The 16,455-nt window shown below is 75.7% G+C and carries 19 protein-coding genes and 2 pseudogenes; 10 read left to right on the top strand and 11 right to left on the bottom strand.

Annotated elements, in window-relative coordinates:
- The first annotated feature begins 64 nt into the window (after positions 1–64).
- From CHC04_RS13060 to CHC04_RS13050, 3 genes and pseudogenes are all read left to right on the top strand, one after another.
- Positions 65–826, top strand: coding sequence for an SDR family NAD(P)-dependent oxidoreductase (locus tag CHC04_RS13060; protein WP_217897345.1), 762 nt, complete (start codon positions 65–67; stop codon positions 824–826).
- Between the two features lie 126 nt (positions 827–952).
- Positions 953–1,557: pseudogene (locus CHC04_RS25430) on the top strand (ClpP family protease).
- Between the two features lie 42 nt (positions 1,558–1,599).
- Positions 1,600–2,577, top strand: coding sequence for an NAD-dependent epimerase/dehydratase family protein (locus CHC04_RS13050; protein ID WP_089404346.1), 978 nt, complete (start codon positions 1,600–1,602; stop codon positions 2,575–2,577).
- A 24-nt stretch (positions 2,578–2,601) separates the two neighbouring features.
- On the opposite strand, the gene CHC04_RS13045 is transcribed toward CHC04_RS13050, so the two are convergent.
- Positions 2,602–3,327 carry a zinc metalloprotease gene (locus CHC04_RS13045; RefSeq protein ID WP_141233795.1) on the bottom strand — a complete coding sequence of 242 codons (726 nt, stop codon included), beginning with the start codon at positions 3,325–3,327 and terminating at the stop codon, positions 2,602–2,604.
- 166 nt (positions 3,328–3,493) lie between these two features.
- Here CHC04_RS13045 and CHC04_RS13040 point away from each other — a divergent pair, with 166 nt between their 5' ends.
- From CHC04_RS13040 to CHC04_RS13030, 3 genes are read left to right on the top strand one after another with little or no spacing between them, the layout of a single operon-like run.
- The gene (locus CHC04_RS13040; RefSeq protein WP_089404344.1) at positions 3,494–4,060 is read left to right on the top strand and encodes an isochorismatase family protein; all 567 of its coding nucleotides are present in this window, start codon (positions 3,494–3,496) and stop codon (positions 4,058–4,060) included.
- Complete coding sequence (locus tag CHC04_RS13035; RefSeq protein WP_089404343.1) at positions 4,057–4,938, top strand: alpha/beta hydrolase fold domain-containing protein; 882 nt, start codon at positions 4,057–4,059, stop codon at positions 4,936–4,938. Before CHC04_RS13040 ends, CHC04_RS13035 begins: the two co-directional genes overlap by 4 nt.
- A gap of 39 nt (positions 4,939–4,977) precedes the next feature.
- The gene (locus tag CHC04_RS13030; RefSeq protein WP_089404342.1) at positions 4,978–6,483 is read left to right on the top strand and encodes an HNH endonuclease signature motif containing protein; all 1,506 of its coding nucleotides are present in this window, start codon (positions 4,978–4,980) and stop codon (positions 6,481–6,483) included.
- 55 nt (positions 6,484–6,538) lie between these two features.
- Here the strand turns inward: CHC04_RS13030 and CHC04_RS13025 are convergent, their stop codons facing one another.
- The 4 genes and pseudogenes from CHC04_RS13025 to CHC04_RS13010 form a co-directional block, all read right to left on the bottom strand.
- Positions 6,539–7,459 (bottom strand): SMP-30/gluconolactonase/LRE family protein, encoded by a 921-nt coding sequence (locus CHC04_RS13025; protein ID WP_425432454.1) that lies wholly within the window; start codon positions 7,457–7,459, stop codon positions 6,539–6,541.
- 385 nt (positions 7,460–7,844) lie between these two features.
- Positions 7,845–8,639: pseudogene (locus CHC04_RS13020) on the bottom strand (phosphotransferase family protein); the annotation flags it as partial.
- A 23-nt stretch (positions 8,640–8,662) separates the two neighbouring features.
- A complete protein-coding gene (locus CHC04_RS13015; protein ID WP_245817166.1) occupies positions 8,663–9,448 on the bottom strand; it encodes an SDR family oxidoreductase in 786 nt (261 codons plus the stop codon).
- Between the two features lie 50 nt (positions 9,449–9,498).
- Entirely contained in the window at positions 9,499–10,314 is an 816-nt protein-coding gene (locus CHC04_RS13010; RefSeq protein WP_176449988.1) for an alpha/beta fold hydrolase, read from the bottom strand.
- Positions 10,315–10,414: 100 nt separating this feature from the next.
- Here CHC04_RS13010 and mgrA point away from each other — a divergent pair, with 100 nt between their 5' ends.
- On the top strand, positions 10,415–11,446 hold the full coding sequence (gene mgrA / locus CHC04_RS13005; protein ID WP_089404339.1) for an L-glyceraldehyde 3-phosphate reductase: 1,032 nt from the start codon (positions 10,415–10,417) through the stop codon (positions 11,444–11,446).
- A gap of 52 nt (positions 11,447–11,498) precedes the next feature.
- Here the strand turns inward: mgrA and CHC04_RS13000 are convergent, their stop codons facing one another.
- The 3 genes from CHC04_RS13000 to CHC04_RS24590 are packed head-to-tail and all read right to left on the bottom strand — an operon-like array spanning position 11,499 to position 12,440.
- Positions 11,499–11,927, bottom strand: coding sequence for a hypothetical protein (locus CHC04_RS13000; RefSeq protein ID WP_089404338.1), 429 nt, complete (start codon positions 11,925–11,927; stop codon positions 11,499–11,501).
- The gene (locus tag CHC04_RS12995) at positions 11,924–12,181 is read right to left on the bottom strand and encodes a hypothetical protein (protein ID WP_217897343.1); all 258 of its coding nucleotides are present in this window, start codon (positions 12,179–12,181) and stop codon (positions 11,924–11,926) included. Before CHC04_RS12995 ends, CHC04_RS13000 begins: the two co-directional genes overlap by 4 nt.
- 43 nt (positions 12,182–12,224) lie before the next feature.
- Complete coding sequence (locus CHC04_RS24590; RefSeq protein ID WP_217897342.1) at positions 12,225–12,440, bottom strand: hypothetical protein; 216 nt, start codon at positions 12,438–12,440, stop codon at positions 12,225–12,227.
- A gap of 24 nt (positions 12,441–12,464) precedes the next feature.
- Here CHC04_RS24590 and CHC04_RS24585 point away from each other — a divergent pair, with 24 nt between their 5' ends.
- Positions 12,465–12,665 (top strand): putative glycolipid-binding domain-containing protein, encoded by a 201-nt coding sequence (locus CHC04_RS24585; protein WP_281252233.1) that lies wholly within the window; start codon positions 12,465–12,467, stop codon positions 12,663–12,665.
- 4 nt (positions 12,666–12,669) lie between these two features.
- Here CHC04_RS24585 and CHC04_RS12985 read toward each other — a convergent pair whose 3' ends face one another.
- The gene (locus CHC04_RS12985; protein WP_245817165.1) at positions 12,670–13,167 is read right to left on the bottom strand and encodes a MarR family winged helix-turn-helix transcriptional regulator; all 498 of its coding nucleotides are present in this window, start codon (positions 13,165–13,167) and stop codon (positions 12,670–12,672) included.
- Between the two features lie 86 nt (positions 13,168–13,253).
- On the opposite strand from CHC04_RS12985, the gene CHC04_RS12980 reads away from it, so the two are divergent.
- Both CHC04_RS12980 and CHC04_RS12975 read left to right on the top strand, forming a co-directional pair.
- Positions 13,254–13,931 (top strand): GTP cyclohydrolase II, encoded by a 678-nt coding sequence (locus CHC04_RS12980; RefSeq protein ID WP_089404336.1) that lies wholly within the window; start codon positions 13,254–13,256, stop codon positions 13,929–13,931.
- Between the two features lie 176 nt (positions 13,932–14,107).
- Positions 14,108–14,812 (top strand): dioxygenase family protein, encoded by a 705-nt coding sequence (locus CHC04_RS12975; protein WP_217897340.1) that lies wholly within the window; start codon positions 14,108–14,110, stop codon positions 14,810–14,812.
- Between the two features lie 53 nt (positions 14,813–14,865).
- On the opposite strand, the gene CHC04_RS12970 is transcribed toward CHC04_RS12975, so the two are convergent.
- On the bottom strand, positions 14,866–15,261 hold the full coding sequence (locus tag CHC04_RS12970) for a VOC family protein (protein WP_245817178.1): 396 nt from the start codon (positions 15,259–15,261) through the stop codon (positions 14,866–14,868).
- Between the two features lie 2 nt (positions 15,262–15,263).
- A complete protein-coding gene (locus tag CHC04_RS12965; RefSeq protein WP_089404334.1) occupies positions 15,264–16,454 on the bottom strand; it encodes an alpha/beta hydrolase family protein in 1,191 nt (396 codons plus the stop codon).
- Between the last annotated feature and the right edge of the window lies 1 nt (position 16,455).

Genomic DNA, 16,455 nt, shown 5'->3' with positions numbered 1-16,455 from the left:
CCACAGGTCCTGGACTGGCAGCGTCCGACGGTGACCGGCCGGGCGCGGGGCAGGAGGGGCCGTGGTGCAGGGACGACCCACCGTGGCCCCGGGATCCGCCACGGCGCGGCCCGGGCACCCGCCGGACCGGCCCGCGGTGGTCGTGGTGACCGGGGCCAACCGCGGGATCGGCCGCGAGCTGGTCCGGCGGCTCGCGCTGCGCGGCGACACCCCGGTCATGGCGGTGCGCGACCTCGCCCTCGGCCGGGCCGCGGCCCGGGAGCTCCGGGTGCACGACGGCGTCCGCGTCGACGTCGTGCGGCTCGACGTGACCGACGCGGCGAGCTGCAGCCGGGCCGCGGACGAGGTGCACCGCTGCCACGGCCGCGTCGACGCCCTGGTCAACAACGCCGGCGCCCCCCGCGACGTGCGGGGCACCGCCGCCGCGGCGGACCTGGACGTGGTCCGGCACGCGTGGGAGGTCGACGTGCTGGGCGCCTGGCGCGCCACGCAGGCCTTCCTGCCGCTGCTGCGGCGCAGCGCCGCCGGCCGGGTCGTCAACGTGTCGGCCGAGGCGGGGTCGCTGGCCAACATGGGCGGGGGAGCGCCCGGGTTCCGGGTCTCCAAGGCGGCGCTCAACGCGCTGACCCGCATGCTGGCCGCCGAGCTCGGCCGCGAGGGGATAGCGGTCAACTCGGTCTGCCCCGGCTGGGTGGCGACCGACGCGCGGGGCGCCGGCGGCCGCTCGGCGGAGGACGCGGCCGCCGGCGTCCTGCGCGCCGTCGACCTGCCGCCCGGCGGGACCACCGGCGACTTCCTGCGGGACGGCCGCCGGCTGCCCTGGTGACACCGTTCCGCCGTCGGCACGACAATTGCGCGAATGGCGAAACCGTGCCATTCCGGAGCGCATTCCCGGGGATCTCCCGATTGACTGCGGGACGTCCGGTCCCGACGGTCCCAGGAGGTCACGACCATGACGACGAACGGCTCCCCCGTCCTGCAGGACGCCGTCCTCGACCGCCTGCTGCAGGAGCGCATCGTGGTCCTCGGCACCGCGGTCGACGACGACGTCGCCAACCAGTTGTGCGCCCAGATGCTGCTCCTGGCGGCCGACGACCCGCGCCGGGACGTGCACCTCTACGTCAACTCACCCGGTGGCTCGGTCACCGCCGGGCTGGCCGTCTACGACACCATGCGGTCCCTCGGCTGCGACGTCGCCACCTACGCCTTCGGGATGGCGGCCTCGATGGGGCAGTCCTCCTCACCGCCGGCACGCCGGGCAAGCGGTTCACCCTGCCGCACACGCGGATCCTCGTGCACCAGCCCTCCGGCGGGATCGGCGGCGTGCAGTCCGACGTCGCCGTCCAGGCCGACCTGCTGCGGCGCCTCAAGCGCGAGGTCGACGAGCTGCAGGCCCGGCACACCGGGCGCAGCGTCGAGGAGATCGAGCGCGACTCCGACCGCGACCGCTGGTTCACCGCGCAGGAGGCCGTCGAGTACGGCCTCGTCGACCACGTCGTCGGCTCGGCCGCCGCCCTGCCGGGCCCGCTCCCCGCCGGCGCCGGACGAGGGGCCTGACGGGCCGGCGGTGCTCCGCCGCGACCGTGCCAGGGTGGGGCCGTGCGCGTCCTGGTCACCGGCAGCTCGGGCCACCTCGGCGAGGCGCTGGTCCGCGTGCTGCGCGCCGCCGGTGACGACGTCGTCGGCCTGGACCTGCTGCCCTCGCCGTGGACCGATGTCGTCGCCTCGGTGGGGGACCGGCCCGCCGTCCGCGCGGCGCTGGCCGGCGCGCAGGCCGTGGTGCACACCGCCACGCTGCACAAGCCGCACGTCGGCACCCACGACCGACAGGCGTTCGTCGACACCAACGTCACCGGCACGCTGACGGTGCTCGAGGAGGCGGTGGCCGCCGGCGTGGGGCGGGTGGTGGTCACCAGCACCACCTCCGCGTTCGGCCGCGCGCTGACCCCGGCGCCGGGGGAGCCCGCCGCGTGGATCACCGAGGCGGTGGCCCCGCGGGTGAGGAACGTCTACGGCGCCACCAAGGTCGCCGCCGAGGACCTCTGCGAGCTCCTCGCCCGCGACACCGGCCTGCCCGTCGTCGTGCTGCGCACCTCCCGGTTCTTCCCCGAGGGCGACGACGCCGACGCCGTCCGCGCCGCCTACGACGACGACAACGTCAAGGTCAACGAGCTGCTGTTCCGGCGCGTGGACCTCGCCGACGTGGTCTCGGCGCACCGGGCCGCCCTCGACCGGGCGCCCGCGCTCGGGTTCGGCCGCTACGTCGTCAGCGCGACCACGCCGTTCCGCCGCGAGGACCTCGCCGGGCTGCGCACCGACGCGCCCGCCGTCGTCGCCCGGCTCGTCCCCGACGCCCCCGAGCTGTACGCGCGGCTGGGCTGGCGGCTGTTCCCCTCGATCGACCGGGTCTACGTCAACGACGCCGCCCGTGCCGACCTCGGCTGGACGCCCGCGTACGACTTCCGCGCCGCCCTCGACCTGCTCGCCGCGGGCCGCCCGCCGCGCAGCGAGCTGGCGCTCACCGTCGGCGCCAAGGGCTACCACGCGGAGTCGACCGGGCCGTACACGACCCGGTGACCCCGCGCGGCTGCTCCTGTCGGGTCAGGCGAGGGAGCAGTCGAAGGTCGGCTCCAGGGCGCTCGGTCCTGGACCCGGGGGCGTCCCGCCGGTCAGCGCCCACGACCAGATGTAGGCCAGCGCGTCGAGGTCGCACTGCGAGAAGACGGGGTCCGGGGCGTTGCGGATCCACTCGTAGCCCATGAGGTCCATGCTCTCGCGCAGGTTGGTGGCGTGCCCGAGCCCGAGGGCGTGGCCGAGCTCGTGCAGCGCGACGTAGTACACGTAGCCGGGCGTGTAGTCCTCGACCGGGATCCCGGGGGCGAACTCGGAGCGCACGATGACGTTCGGGCACGAGCTGACACCGCAGACGGCCATGCCGCCGAAGACGTTGCCGCCGGCGTAGGGCACGTAGTGCACGGTGATGTCGGCGTCGCGCTGGGCGGCAGCACCGAGGTCGGTCACGTCGGTGAGCGTGATCGCGCCGTCGAAACAGTCGGCCAGAACGGCACCCCAGTCGGTGATCGCCCGCTGGATGGCGTCGACGTAGGCCGGGTCGACGTTGGGCGCCGCCTGCACCGCCGCGGTCAGGGAGGCGTCGGTCCAGGTGTACCGGTTCGGGTAGTAGGCGTTGAGGACCACCAGGGCCTCGGCGTCGGACTCCGGCAGGTCGCAGCTCACCCCCGGGGTCTGGGCCGAGGCGGGAGACGCGACGAGGAACAGGCTGCTGAGCGCGACGGCGAGCACCACCGCGACACGACGAGGACTCATCGATCCCCCCAGGTGTGACCGGGGCCCCGGGCCGGAGCCCCTCGGGTGCGGCGCACGCTACGCCGGGGGGACCGTGATCAGTAGCGGCCGTGGAGCCTGCGCTGAGCCGGGGATCGTCGGTGGTCCGTGCCAGGGTGAGGGCGACCGCGGACACCCGGGAGGACGCATGACCACGCTGCACGACAGGCCCCACAGCGCACTGCTCGTCATCGACGTGCAGAACGGCGTGGTCGGTGGGGCGCACGCCCGCGACGAGGTGGTGGCCACCATCGCCGGCCTGGTGGAGCGCGCCCGCGGTGAACGCGTCCCCGTGGTCTGGGTGCAGCACGACGACGAGGAGCTGGCCCACGGCAGCGACGGGTGGCAGATCGTCCCCGAGCTGGCACCGGCCGACGGCGAAGCGCGGGTGGAGAAGCAGTTCGGCGACTCGTTCGAGGCCACCGACCTCGAACAGGTGCTGGCCGGCCTCGGGGTCGGCCGCCTCGTGGTCACCGGCGCGGAGACCGACGCCTGCATCCGCTCCACGCTGCACGGCGCCCTGGTCCGCGGCTACGACACGGTCCTGGTCGGCGACGCGCACACCTGCGGCGACAAGTCGCAGTGGGGCGCACCGCCGCCCGAGCAGGTCGTCGCGCACACCAACCTGTACTGGAGCTTCTCCGGCGCGCCGGGCCGCAGCACCGGCACGGTCACCTCGGCCGACGTCGACCTGGTCGGGGCACCTCCCGCGTGAGCAGTGTCCGGATGCGGGCCGTCGCGGCGTACCTGCGGCTGACGGCCAAGCCGCGCATGGCCACGGCCGGGGCCGCCCGCCGGAGGCTGGCCGAGCCCAAGCGCCCGGCGCCGCCGCCGGCCCGCCTGCGTCGCCGGCACGAGGTGGCCGCCCGCCGGGTCGAGGGCTTCGAGGTCACCACGGTCGCGCCCCGCGGCGGCGCCTCACGAGCAGTGCTGTACCTGCACGGCGGCGCCTACGTGGCGGGCGTGGCGCCTCAGCACTGGACGCTGGTGGGGCGGCTGGCCGACGCCGGTGTCCGTGTGGTGGTGCCCGACTACGGTCTGGCGCCGCAGTGCACGTACCGCGACGCGTACCGCCTCCTCACCGCGGTCTACGGCGACCTGCACCGCGAGGTCGGCGACGTCGTCCTGGCGGGGGACTCCGCCGGCGGTGGGCTGGCACTGGGGCTGGCGCAGACGCTGCTGGACACCGACCTGCCGCAGCCGCGGCTGATCGCCCTCGTCGCGCCGTGGCTGGACCTCACCCTGACCGACCCCGGCGTCCCGGCGGCCGAGGCGCGGGACCCCTGGCTCTCGCGTGCCGGGCTGGTCGAGGCGGGGCGCGCCTGGGCGGGCGGGGACGACCCGACCGACATGCGGCTGAGCCCGGTCAACGGGCCGCTGGCCGGTCTGGCCCCGGTGCACGTCTGGGTCGGCACCCGCGACCTGTTGCTGCCCGACGCCCTGCGCCTGCGCAACCGCGCTGCCGCCGAGGACGCACACGTGGAGGTGACCGTCGTCGAGGGGGCGGTGCACGTGTACCCGCTGACGCCCACGCCCGAGGGCCGCACCGGCGCCCGCGAGGTCGTTGCCGCGATCGCCGGATCCGACCGCTGACCTGCGAGAGCTGTCGTACCCGGTCCGTAGGTTCGGGTCGTGCAGGAGATCGAGGACGTCGAGTCGCCGGTGGTCGGCGACCTCCTCGACCTGCTCGCTGCCCGGCCGCCGGAGATCCGCCGGCTGCCGGTCGACCTGTTGTCTCGCGAGCAGAAGGCCGCCGAACTGCAGCGGGTGGCCGCGGTCAAGGCGATGACCGCCGCCTACGAGGCCGAGCTGGTGCTGGGCCTGGCCGACGACAGTCCCGATGACGACGACCCCGCGCCGGGCACGCCTGGTGCCCGCCGCGGGTCCTGGAAGCCCGATGGCGAGTTGCCGGGGGTGTCGGAGTTCTTCACCGCCGAGCTGGCGCTGGTGCTCAACTGCGGCCGGGGTACGGCCGACCACCTGGCCACCCGGGCCTGGACCTACCGCGAGCGCCTGCCCGCCACCTGGGCCGCGCTGGCCGCCGGGGAGCTGGACGAGGCCCGCGCGAAGGCGCTGGCCGAGGTACTGCAGCACACCACCCCGGACACCGCCCGCCGCATCGAGGCCGCCGTCCTACCCGACGCGGCACAGCTGACCGTCGGCAAGCTGAAGAAGCGCGCCCTCGAACTCCTGCTGGAGGCCGACGCCGACGCGGTCGACCGGCGGCGCGAGACCGCCGAACGGCATGCCGATGTGCGGGTCTACCCCTCCCCGTCGGACGGGATGAGCACGCTGGCCGCCGAGCTGCCCACCGACGTGGCCGCGGCCTGCCACGCGGTGGTCGACGAGTTGGCGCGGATGGTGAAGGCCGACGGTGATCCGCGCCCGATCGGGCAGCTGCGCACCGCCGTGTTCGCCGATCTGCTGCAGCGGCCGTGGCAGCCGGGGGTGGCGGTGACCGCGCACCTGCAGATCGTCGCCACCCTGGCGTCGCTGGCCGGGCGGTCGGCGCAGGCCGGTGAGGTCAACGGGCTGCCGATCACCGCCGCCCACCTGCGCGCGCTGCTGCGCGAGTTGGACGCCCTGGGGGTGCAGGCACCCGAGGGCGGGACGGTCACCGTCGCACTCACCGAGGAGGACGGCACGCTGCGCGCGACCGCGACGCTGGACCGGCTGCGCCGGCTGGCCGCCCGCGGCTGCCGGGAGCATGCCGACGGGGATGGGGACGGCGACTGCGGCTGCGCGCTGCTCGACCGACCCGACGAGGTCGACCGCTACACACCGTCGGCGGCGCAGCGGGCGTTCGTGCGCACCCGCGACCGCACCTGCCGGATGCCCACCTGCGGGCAGCGGGTCGGCTGGGCCGACGCCGACCACGTCATCCCGCACGCGCACGGCGGGGTCACCGACTGCGCCAACCTGTGCTGCCTGTGCCGCTCCCACCACCGGCTCAAGACCCTCGCCCGCGGCTGGCGGTTCGAGATGACCGAGGACGGCACGCTCACCGTCACCAGCCCGTCAGGGATCACGAGGACGACCCGACCACCGGGCCTGCGACCACCGCCACCGAAGGCACCCGACCCACCGCCGGAGGCCGATGGACCGCCTGACTCGGACGACGACCCACCGCCGTTCTGACGGCCACGGCGCTCGGTGAGCAGCCGGGCGGGCGGCACCTCGGGCTGGGCCTGCGTCAGTTCCGGTCGAGCGGCTCCAGCACCGCGAGGTCGTCCTCGTGCAGCCCGGCGACCACCACCGTGCCGTCGCGCTCGGCCACCGCGGTGACGAAGCCGTACCCGGCCTCGGTCGACCGCAGGTCGTGCACCCGGCGGCCGTCGGCGGGGTCGAACGCCATGACCCAGGCGATCGGCGTCGCCCTCGGCCGTACCCGCTCGGGCACGTTCCACAGCGCCAGACGCAGGACGCCGGGCAGCGGCAGCAGCCGGTCGAGCAGCGCGTTGCGCGGCGCGGCGATCGCCACCCACAGCAGGCCGTCGCTGCCCAGGCTGACGTTGTCGGGGAACCCCGGCAGGCCCTCGACCAGCGGCTCGGTGCTGCCCGCCCGCGGCCCGGTCAGCCAGTGCCGCAGCACCCGGTAGCGGCTGGTCTCGGCCACCAGCAGGTGCGACCCGTCGGGTGCCAGCACCAGCCCGTTGGCGAAGCCGAGCCCCGACAGCACCGTCGTCACCGTGCCGTCGGGGTCGCGGCGCACCAGCCGCCCCGTCGCCGAGTGCTCGAAGAGGTCCCCGACGTGGTGCTCGAGGTCCCACCGGCTCGTCGACGTCGTGAACCACACGGTGCCGTCAGGCGCCGACGTCACGTTGCTCGCGAACGTCACCGGCTCGCCGTCGACCTCGGCCACGAGCACCTCGACCCCACCGCCGGGGGACAGGCGCAGCAGGCCGCGGTCGTGGTCGCACACGAGGACGCCGCCGTCCGCGCACGGCTCCACCCCCAGCGGCCGCCCGCCGGTCCGCCCGACGAGAGTGCGCGCGCCCGTCGCCGGGTCCACCCGTACGACGCTGCCGTCGCGCAGCCCGGTCACCACCAGGCCGGCGGCGTCGACGACGACGTCCTCGGGTCCGGAGCCGCCCGGGTCGAGCCGGCGGGCAATCCGCAGCGGTGCGGTGGGGCCGGGGTCGTCCAGCGGCGGCGGGGTCCACCGGCGGGGCCGGATCCGCCGCCGGGGTGAGCAGCGGGCTGCCCACCTGCGCGGCGGCGCGGTCGGGGGTCAGCCGGCCGGCCCGCCGGATCCCCGACCGGCACCGCCGCTCCAGCAGCCGCACCGCGATCCCGAACGAGCGGAACGCCGGGTTCGTCGTCTGCCCCGACCGGTAGCGCGCGTAGACCTGCTGCGCGATGACGGCGACCCGGAACAGGCCGAACACCTCGTACCAGGCCCACTCCGCGTTCGTGACGCGCTGCCCGGTCCGCGCGCAGTAGTACGCGACGACCTCCTCGCGGGTCATCATCCCGGGCAGCGTCGTGGGCTGGCGGCTGAACCGGCGGAACAGCGGCCCGTCGTCGGCCTGCACCCAGTAGCCCAGCGCGCTCGCGAGGTCCATGAGCGGGTCCCCCACCGTGGCCAGCTCCCAGTCGAGCAGGCCGGCCGGGCGGGTGGGGTCGGCGGGGTCGAGCACGACGTTGTCGAACCGGAAGTCGTTGTGCACCACCGCGTGCGGCCGGTCGGCCGGCTGGTGCGCGGCCAGCCACGCCGTCACCCGCCCGAACCGCGGCACGTCCCGGGTGCGCGCCCGCGCGTAACGCCGCGTCCAGTTCTCCACCTGGCGGCGCACGTACCCGGGCCCGCGGTCGAGGTCGGTCAGCCCCGCGGCGGCGACGTCGACCCGGTGCAGGTCGACCAGCAGGTCGACGACGGTCCGGCACAGCCGGGCCACCTGCTCCCGGGAGAGCTCGACCCCCGGCGGCAGCTCCCGGCGGGGGATCGGCCCCTCGACCCGCCGCACGACGGAGAACGGCGTGCCGATGACCGCGGGGTCCTCGCAGAGCGCGACGGTGCGCGGCACGGCCGGCAGTACCCGGCCCAGCGCGTCCTGGATCCGGTACTCGCGGGCGACGTCGTGCGCGGTGCCGGTGTGCTGCCCGCGCGGCGGGCGCCGCAGCACCAGGTCGCCGTCGGGGTAGCGCAGCAGGTAGGTCAGGTTGGAGACGCCGCCGGCGACCTGCCGGACCTCCGGGACGGCGGAGGGATCGACGCCGGCCCGCGCGGGGTCGGCGTGCGCGGCCGGCCACGCGGCGACGGCGGCGACGTCGAAGGCGTCCTCGGCGCGCACCGGGCGGGCGTCGGGCGGGACGCTCACGTCAGCCGCCGCACCACCGACAGCGGCAGCACGCGCAGCGCCGCGCCGATCGGCACCCACGGCCAGGCCGGCACGTACGCCTTCGCCTTCCGCGCCTCGACCGCGGCGACCACGGCGCGCACCCCGGGCTCGGTGTCGGTCATGAGCCGGGTGCCGGCGACGCCCTCGTTCATCTCCGAGCGGATGTAGCCGGGATAGACCACCGTCACGTCCACGCCCGGGACGCGCTCGGACCGCAGCCCCTCGCCGAGCGCGGCGACGCCGGCCTTCGTCGCCGCGTAGACCGTCATCGACCGCCGCATCCCGCGCAGCGCCGAGATCGAGCTGATCAGCACCAGGTGGCCGCGGCCCTGCCGGCGGAACACCTCCATCGCCGCCTCGCACTGCGCCAGCGCGCCGACGAAGTTGGTCACCGCCGTCTCGCGGTTGACCCCGGCCTGCCCGGTGCCCAGCGGGGCACCGCCGCCGACGCCCGCGTTGACCACCACCCGGTCCAGGCCGCCGAAGGCCTCCTCGAAGCGACCGAAGACCGCGGGGACGGCGTCGGGGTCGGTGACGTCGAGGGCCGCCGTCTCCACCCGCCGGCCGGTGCCGGCGCGGATCTCGCCGGCCAGGGCGTCGAGCCGGTCGGTGCGCCGCGCGCACAGCGCGAGGTCCCAGCCGAGGGCGGCGAACTGCCGAGCCATCTCCGCGCCGAGCCCGGAGCTCGCCCCGGTGACCAGGACGACGCCCCTGCCGCTGCGGGCCTCGGGCGGGGACGGGACGGCGGGGGTGGTGGGCACCCGCGCACGCTAGATCCGTCCGGTCGCCCACCCGTGCCCGGGGTCGGCGCTCAGGCCCGGACGGCGGGGCGCACCTGGGCCAGGACGAACTCCGCCACGACGTCGTGCACGGCGTCGCGGTCGTGCTCGTTGAGGACGTCGTGCAGGTCGCCGGGGAAGACGCGCAGCGTCGCCCGCGGCAGCCGCGCGGCCAGCGTCCGTGAGTGCTCGACCGGGACCATCGGGTCGAGCTCGCCGTGCAGGAGGAGCGTCGGCGCGCCCGGCCGTCCCGCGGCCACCCCGGCCTCGATCTCCGGCCAGGTCCGCACGAGGGCCCGGACGGTCTGCGGCGGGAGGGGGCCGCGGTACACCAGCGGGTCGGTGCGCAGTGCGTGCAGGTACTCCGGGTGGGTGCTGAACACCTCCGCCGGGTCGGGCGGCTCGGCGTACCCGTCGCCGGCCGCGGCCAGGTCCTCCATCCACGGCAGCGGCGCGGCCGGCGGTGCGGAGAGCAGCAGGGCGTCCGCGGTCCCCGGGGAACGCTGGGCGAGCAGCAGGGCGGCCAGGCTGCCGCCGGAGTGGCCCGCGAGCACCAGCGGGCGGCCGGGGTGCTGCGCCCGCGCGATCCCGGCCAGGGTGCTCGCGTCGTCGACGAAGACGTCCCAGGTCGGCATCAGGTCGCGCTCGCCGTCGCTGCGCCCGTGGCCGAGGGCGTCCAGCGCGTGCACGGCGATGCCGTCGGCGGCCAGCCGCTCCCCGAGCGCCCCGTAGAGGCCCACGTGCTCGCCGAGACCGCCGTGGCAGAGGACGACGACGGCGCGGACCTCGCCGGGCGGGAGCCAGGCGGTGTGGTGGATGCGGCCGCGGGAACCGTCGAAGAAGGGCACGGCGCGCCTCCCTCCAGGTCGGCCGACAGGGCCCCCGCGCCGGGCATCCTCCTCGCGGCCGGCGCGCTTCGGAAGCGGGGGACCCGGGCAGGATCGGGGCATGACCCACGCTGCCGCCGACGACCGCTACGACGCGATGACCTACCGCCGGACCGGCCGCAGCGGCCTGGACCTGCCGGCGATCAGCCTCGGGCTGTGGCACAACTTCGGCGACGACGTCCCGCTGGAGCGGCAGCGCGACGTGCTGCGGCGCGCCTTCGACCTGGGCATCACCCACTTCGACCTGGCCAACAACTACGGCCCGCCCTACGGCAGCGCAGAGACCAACTTCGGCCGCCACCTGCGCGACGACTTCCGCCCGTACCGCGACGAGCTGGTGCTCTCCACCAAGGCCGGCTACGACATGTGGGCGGGCCCCTACGGGCAGGGCGGCGGCGGGCGCAAGTACGTGCTGGCCAGCCTCGACCAGTCGCTGCGGCGCATGGGCGTCGACTACGTCGACGTCTTCTACTCCCACCGGCCGGACCCGACGACGCCGCTCGAGGAGACGATGGGCGCGCTCGACACCGCCGTCCGGTCGGGACGCGCGCTCTACGCCGGCATCTCGTCGTACTCGCCGCAGGACACCGCGCGGGCCGCGGCGATCCTCGCCGATCTCGGCACGCCGCTGCTGATCCACCAGCCCAGCTACTCGATGCTCAACCGCTGGATCGAGACCGAGGGCCTGCTCGACACCCTCGCCGACGTCGGAGCCGGGTGCATCGCCTTCTCGCCGCTGGCGCAGGGGATGCTCACCGACAAGTACCTGTCCGGGATCCCCGAGGGGTCGCGGGCCAGCCAGGGCAAGTCGCTGTCGACCGACCTGCTCACCGAGCAGACCCTCGCGCACGTGCGGGCGCTGCACGGGCTGGCGCAGGAGCGCGGGCAGTCACTGGCGCAGATGGCGCTGGCCTGGGCGCTGCGCGACCCGCGGGTGACCAGTGTCCTCATCGGCGCCAGCAGCGTCGCGCAGCTCGAGCAGAACGTGGCCGCCCTCGACCGGCTCGACTTCTCCGACGACGAGCTCGCCCGCATCGACCAGCACGCCGTCGACGCCGGCATCGACCTGTGGCAGGAGGCCCGCACGGCCTGAGACGCGCACCGGCCGCCGTCGCGGGGAGCGGGACGGCGGCCGGCGCGGGCGGCTACCGCCGGCGCCGGCGGGCCAGCAGCACCACCGCCACGAGCACCAGCGCCGCGACCGGGGCGGCCGGCCCGGCCCCGAGCAGCGTGCCGGCCGGGTGCACCCGCGCGTGCCGGGTGCCGACCAGCGCCGAGCCGGCCGGCGAGTCGACGTCGGCTCCCAGGCTGAGCACCCGGCCGCCGGGGCCGTCGAGCCGCGCCGTGAGGCCCCGGTCGGCGAGCGTGTCGGCCACCCGGGCGAGCTCGGCGCGGCCCGGGGAGCCCTGCGTGGCCGCTCCGCCGGCCACGCGGACCGCGGAGAACAGCCGGCGCACGTCGGGGGAGGAGGCCGTGATCTCCGAACCCGACGCGCGCACCCGCAGCGGGACGCCGTCGACCTCGATCGACAGGTCGGCGATGACCTCGAGCCGCGGGTCGCCCTCCGGCGTCATCCCCGGCTGGCGTTCTCGGCGGTGGTGATGCGCAGCGTGCCGTTGAGCTTCCAGGTGGCGCGCGGGGAGTCCGGGCCGGTCTCGCGCGGCACCTCGACGGTCATGTCGACGAACTCGTAGTTGATCGCGGCGCCCTTGCCGGTGAGGTAGGACCACATCTCCTTGCCGAGGTCGGCGAAGCTGGTCGACTCGTGCGACTTGATGTCGCGGGTGCCGGTGGCGGCGTCGCGGGTCGTCGTGTCGGGGACGGTCATCGCAGCTCTCCCTGGTCTCGGTGGTGTGCCACTCGGCGGCGCACTACCCGGAGCCCTCCGGCCACACACGACCCGCGGCGGACGGCTCCGTTCCCCCGGTCCCGGCGGCGACCCCCACCGCGACGGCGCGCAGCGCGGCGGCGAGGGCGGCCGCGGCGGGGGGCGCGCCCGGTCGCGTCTCCAGCAGCACCCGGCGGGCGAGCAGCGGCGCCCCGACGTCCCGCAGCACCACGTCGGCGCGCGCGGCCGGCGCGGCCACGGCCGGCGGCTCGCCGCGCTGGAGGTGGGCCGGCAGGTGACCTCGCCGGTGGCGTGGGTCGACGTCCCGGAGCTCGGCGTGACCCGGGTCGAGCAGACCTACCGGCGGCTGGGCCCGCTGCGGTGGGCGTACGCCGACCCCGCGCACGGCGCCTTCGAGCTGACCGTCGACGACGACGGCCTCGTCGTCGACTACACCGGCTTCGCCACCCGCGTCGCCGGCTGAGCGGTCACCGGCCGGGAGCGGCGGTGCCGTAGACGGCGGCCAGCCGCCCGTCGGGGTCGAGCCGCCCGAGCAGCGCCCCGGCGATCTCGGCGAGCTGGCCGACCTGCTCGGGGGTGAGCGCGTCGAGGACGTGCTCGCGCACCGTGGCGACGTGGCCGGGCGCGGTGGCGCGCACCGTGGCCCAGCCGTCGTCGGTGAGCCGCGCGTTGGTGGCCCGGCCGTCGGAGGGGCACGGCCTCCGCTCGACCAGCCCGCGCTCCTCCAGCCGGCGCACGACGTGGGACAGGCGGGGGAGGGTGGCGTTGGTGCGGGTGGCCAGCTCGGTCATGCGCAGCGTCCGGCGCGGCGCCTCCGACAGCATCGCCAGCACGAAGTAGTCGAAGTGGGTCAGCCCGGCGTCGCGGCGCAGCTGACCGTCCAGGACGCCGGGCAGCAGCTCCACGACGGCGACCAGCCGCACCCACGCCGTCATCTCGTCGGCACTGAGCCACCGGGGTTCCACGCCGCCATCGTCCCACCCGGTACTTGTAGCTTCAACTTGTCCGCGCTAGGGTGTCACTTGTAGGTACAAGTGACTCGGAGGTCGCGATGACCCTCTCCCTCGGCACGGACGTGCTGTCCCCGGCTCCCGCCGCCACCGTGCGCACCCGCGTGACGGTGCCGCTGGAGTTCGCCGACGGGTACGCCACGACGGCGGAGGTGCTGACCTTCGACGGGCTCGCCGACGGCCGCGAGCACCTGCTGCTCGGGCTGGGCGACTGGCGGGCCGCGCTCGCCCGGTCGGCGGCCGGGGGCGAGGCGCCGCTGGTCCGCCCGCACAGCGAGTGCCTCACCGGCGACGTCTTCGGGTCCCAGCGGTGCGACTGCGGTCCGCAGCTGCGCGAGGCGGCCGAGCGGATCACCGACGCCGGCGGGTTCCTGCTCTACCTGCGCCAGGAGGGCCGCGGCATCGGCCTCTACGCCAAGCTCGACGCCTACGCCCTGCAGGACGCCGGCCTCGACACCTACGAGGCCAACCGGGCGCTGGGCCGGGGCGAGGACGAGCGCGACTACACCGCCGCCGTCCAGATGCTCGCCGCGGTCGGCGCCGACCGGGTCCGGTTGCTGAGCAACAACCCCGACAAGGCCGCGCAGCTCGAGCTGCTCGGCGTCGCGGTGACCGAGCGCGTGCCCACCGGCGTGCACCTGTCGGCGGCCAACGCCCGCTACCTCGCCGTCAAGCGCGACCACACCCAGCACACCCTCGACCTGCCGCTGGCGGGCTGACCGGTGCACCCCACCGCCGCAGCCGACGCGCTGATCGACCCCCGCCACCCCTTCGCCGCGCACCTGCGGCACGTCGCCGGCCTGGGGAGCACCGGCCCTGGACGCCCGACGACGGCCCGCTGCCGGCGCTGTACCTCAGCCACGGCGCCCCGCCGCTGTTCGAGGACACCGCCTGGATGCGCGAGCTCGCCGGGTGGGCCCGCGGCCTGCCGCGGCCGCGCGCGGTCCTGATCGTCAGCGCGCACTGGGAGTCGGACTCCCTCGGCGTCACCAGCACCGTGCCGACCGGGCTGGTCTACGACTTCGGCGGGTTCGACCCCATGTACTCCCGGATGCGCTACGACACCCCGGAGTCGGGCGACCTGGCGCGGCAGCTGCTCGCGGTGCTGGCGGAGACCGCGCACGTGCACGAGCACCGCGGCCGGGGTCTCGACCACGGCGCCTGGGTGCCGCTCAAGGTGATGTACCCGGAGGCCGACGTCCCGGTCCTGCAGCTGAGCCTGCCCACCCACGACACGGCGACGCTGCTCGCGCTGGGGGAGCGGCTGCGCCCGCTGCGCGAGCAGGGCGTGCTCGTCGTCGGGTCGGGGTTCATGACCCACGGCCTGCCCTACGTGGACTGGCACCGGCCGGACCTCGTCCCGGGCTGGTCGGCGGACTTCGACGCCTGGGCCGCCGACGCCCTCGACCGCGGCGACGTCGAGGAGCTGGCGCGGTTCCGGCTGCGGGCGCCCGGGCTGCGCTACGCCCACCCGACCGTGGAGCACTTCACGCCGCTGTTCGTCACCCTCGGCGCCGCCACCGACCCGACCGCCGGCGTCACCACCGCGATCGACGGCTTCTTCCTGGGCCTGGCCCGGCGCTCGTTCCAGGTCGCCTGAGCGCCCGACACCCGGCACCTCCGGCCCTCCGCCGACGTCGGGACGCGCCGCCCTCAGTTGACGACGTGCAGCTGGTCGATCCAGACGACCTCCCAGACGTTGCCGTCCGGGTCGGCGAAGCTGCCGGTGTAGCGGGCGTCCTCCTCGCGTGCGGGCCGGCCCGGCCGGCCACCGGCGGCCGCCGCGCGGGCCAGCAGCTCGTCGACCTGCGCCCGGCCGTCGGCGGTCAGGGCGTGCACCGCGGTCGGTGCCTGCGCGGGGTCGCCCGCCTCTCCGGGCAGCAGCGCGGCGAACCGCTCGCGCGTGTGCAGCGACAGCACCTGCTCGTCGCCGAGGACCACCGCGGCCTCGCCCTCGTCGGAGGAGGTCTCCTCGACGCGGAAGCCCAGCGCCTCGTAGAACGCCCGCGCCGCCGCCAGGTCCCGCACGGGCAGCTTGACGAACAGCATGCTCACGACGCCGCCCCCCGGCGGCCCAGCTCGGCGAAGGTGTCGGCGACCCAGTCGGCGATGAAGGTGCTCACGTACGGCAGGTGGTCCAGGCCGATGTGCTCGGTGGCGCCCTCCTCGGGGGTGAACACCCGCAGCTCGCGCTTGGGGGAGTTCACCGCCTGCTCGTAGGAGCGGTGCGCCATCTCCAGCGGGATCTGCCGGTCGTTGGCGCCGTGGGCGACGAGGAACGGCACGGTGATCTGCTCGACGACGCCCTCGAGGGTGACCTGGTCGGCGAAGTCGAGGAAGCCGTCGAGGTCGTTCTCGTCGCCGTCCTGCCCCCACACCCACAGCACGTGCTCCCAGTAGTGGGGGACCGGGCGCTCGCCCTCGCGCTGCCGGCGGCGGCGCTGCACCGCACCCCAGTCGTGGTTGGCGCCCCAGGCCACGCAGAGGGCGAACCGCTTCTCGAACGCCGCGGCGCGCGGCGCGTAGTAGCCGCCCAGCGACCACCCGACGATGCCGATGCGGTCGGCGTCGACGTCGGCGCGGGTCTCGAGCCAGTCGACGCACGAGCTCGCCCAGGCCTCGGTGTCCACCCGGGCGGTCAGCCCCTGCAGCCGCAGCGACTCACCGGTGCCGGGCTGGTCGAGCATCAGGCAGGAGATGCCGCGGGCGGCCAGCTCCTCCCAGTGGTCGGAGGCGTACATGTGCTCCTTGGTGGAGTCCAGCCCGTTGACCAGCACGACCACCGGCACCGGGCCGTCGTCGGCGGCCGGCGCCTGCGAGAAGTAGGCCGGCAGCGTCGTCCCCTCGTAGGGGACCGCCACCCGGGACACCCGCGGGCTGTGCGTGTCGAAGGCCTTCTGCGCGATCTCCAGCATCCGCCGGTAGGTGGGCACCCGGTCCGGGTCCGAGTGGGCCAGCATCCGCTCTGCCTGGGCGAGGTAGTTCGACGCGCGGAACCACAGCTGCCCGGCGGTGCGCACGTGCCCCGCCTTCTCGGCGGCCTCCGCCTGCGCGACGAGCTGGTCGGTCAGCGCGGTCCAGGCGCGCAGGAAGTCCGGCGTGCCGGCGTCCTCACCGGCGTTCGCGGCGTCCTTGATCGGCCGGCAGGCGCGGTCGACCTCGTCGATCAGCCCGCCGGAGTTCAGCGTGGCGACCACGCTGAGGTTCCAGGTGTAGGGGCCGGTGGGGAAGTACTCGAACACG

The sequence above is a fragment of the Geodermatophilus saharensis genome (assembly GCF_900188205.1).
GTDB classification, from domain to species: Bacteria; Actinomycetota; Actinomycetes; order Mycobacteriales; family Geodermatophilaceae; genus Geodermatophilus; species Geodermatophilus saharensis.
Note: the sequence above shows the minus strand (reverse complement) of the source record. Positions and strands in the feature narration are given on the sequence as shown.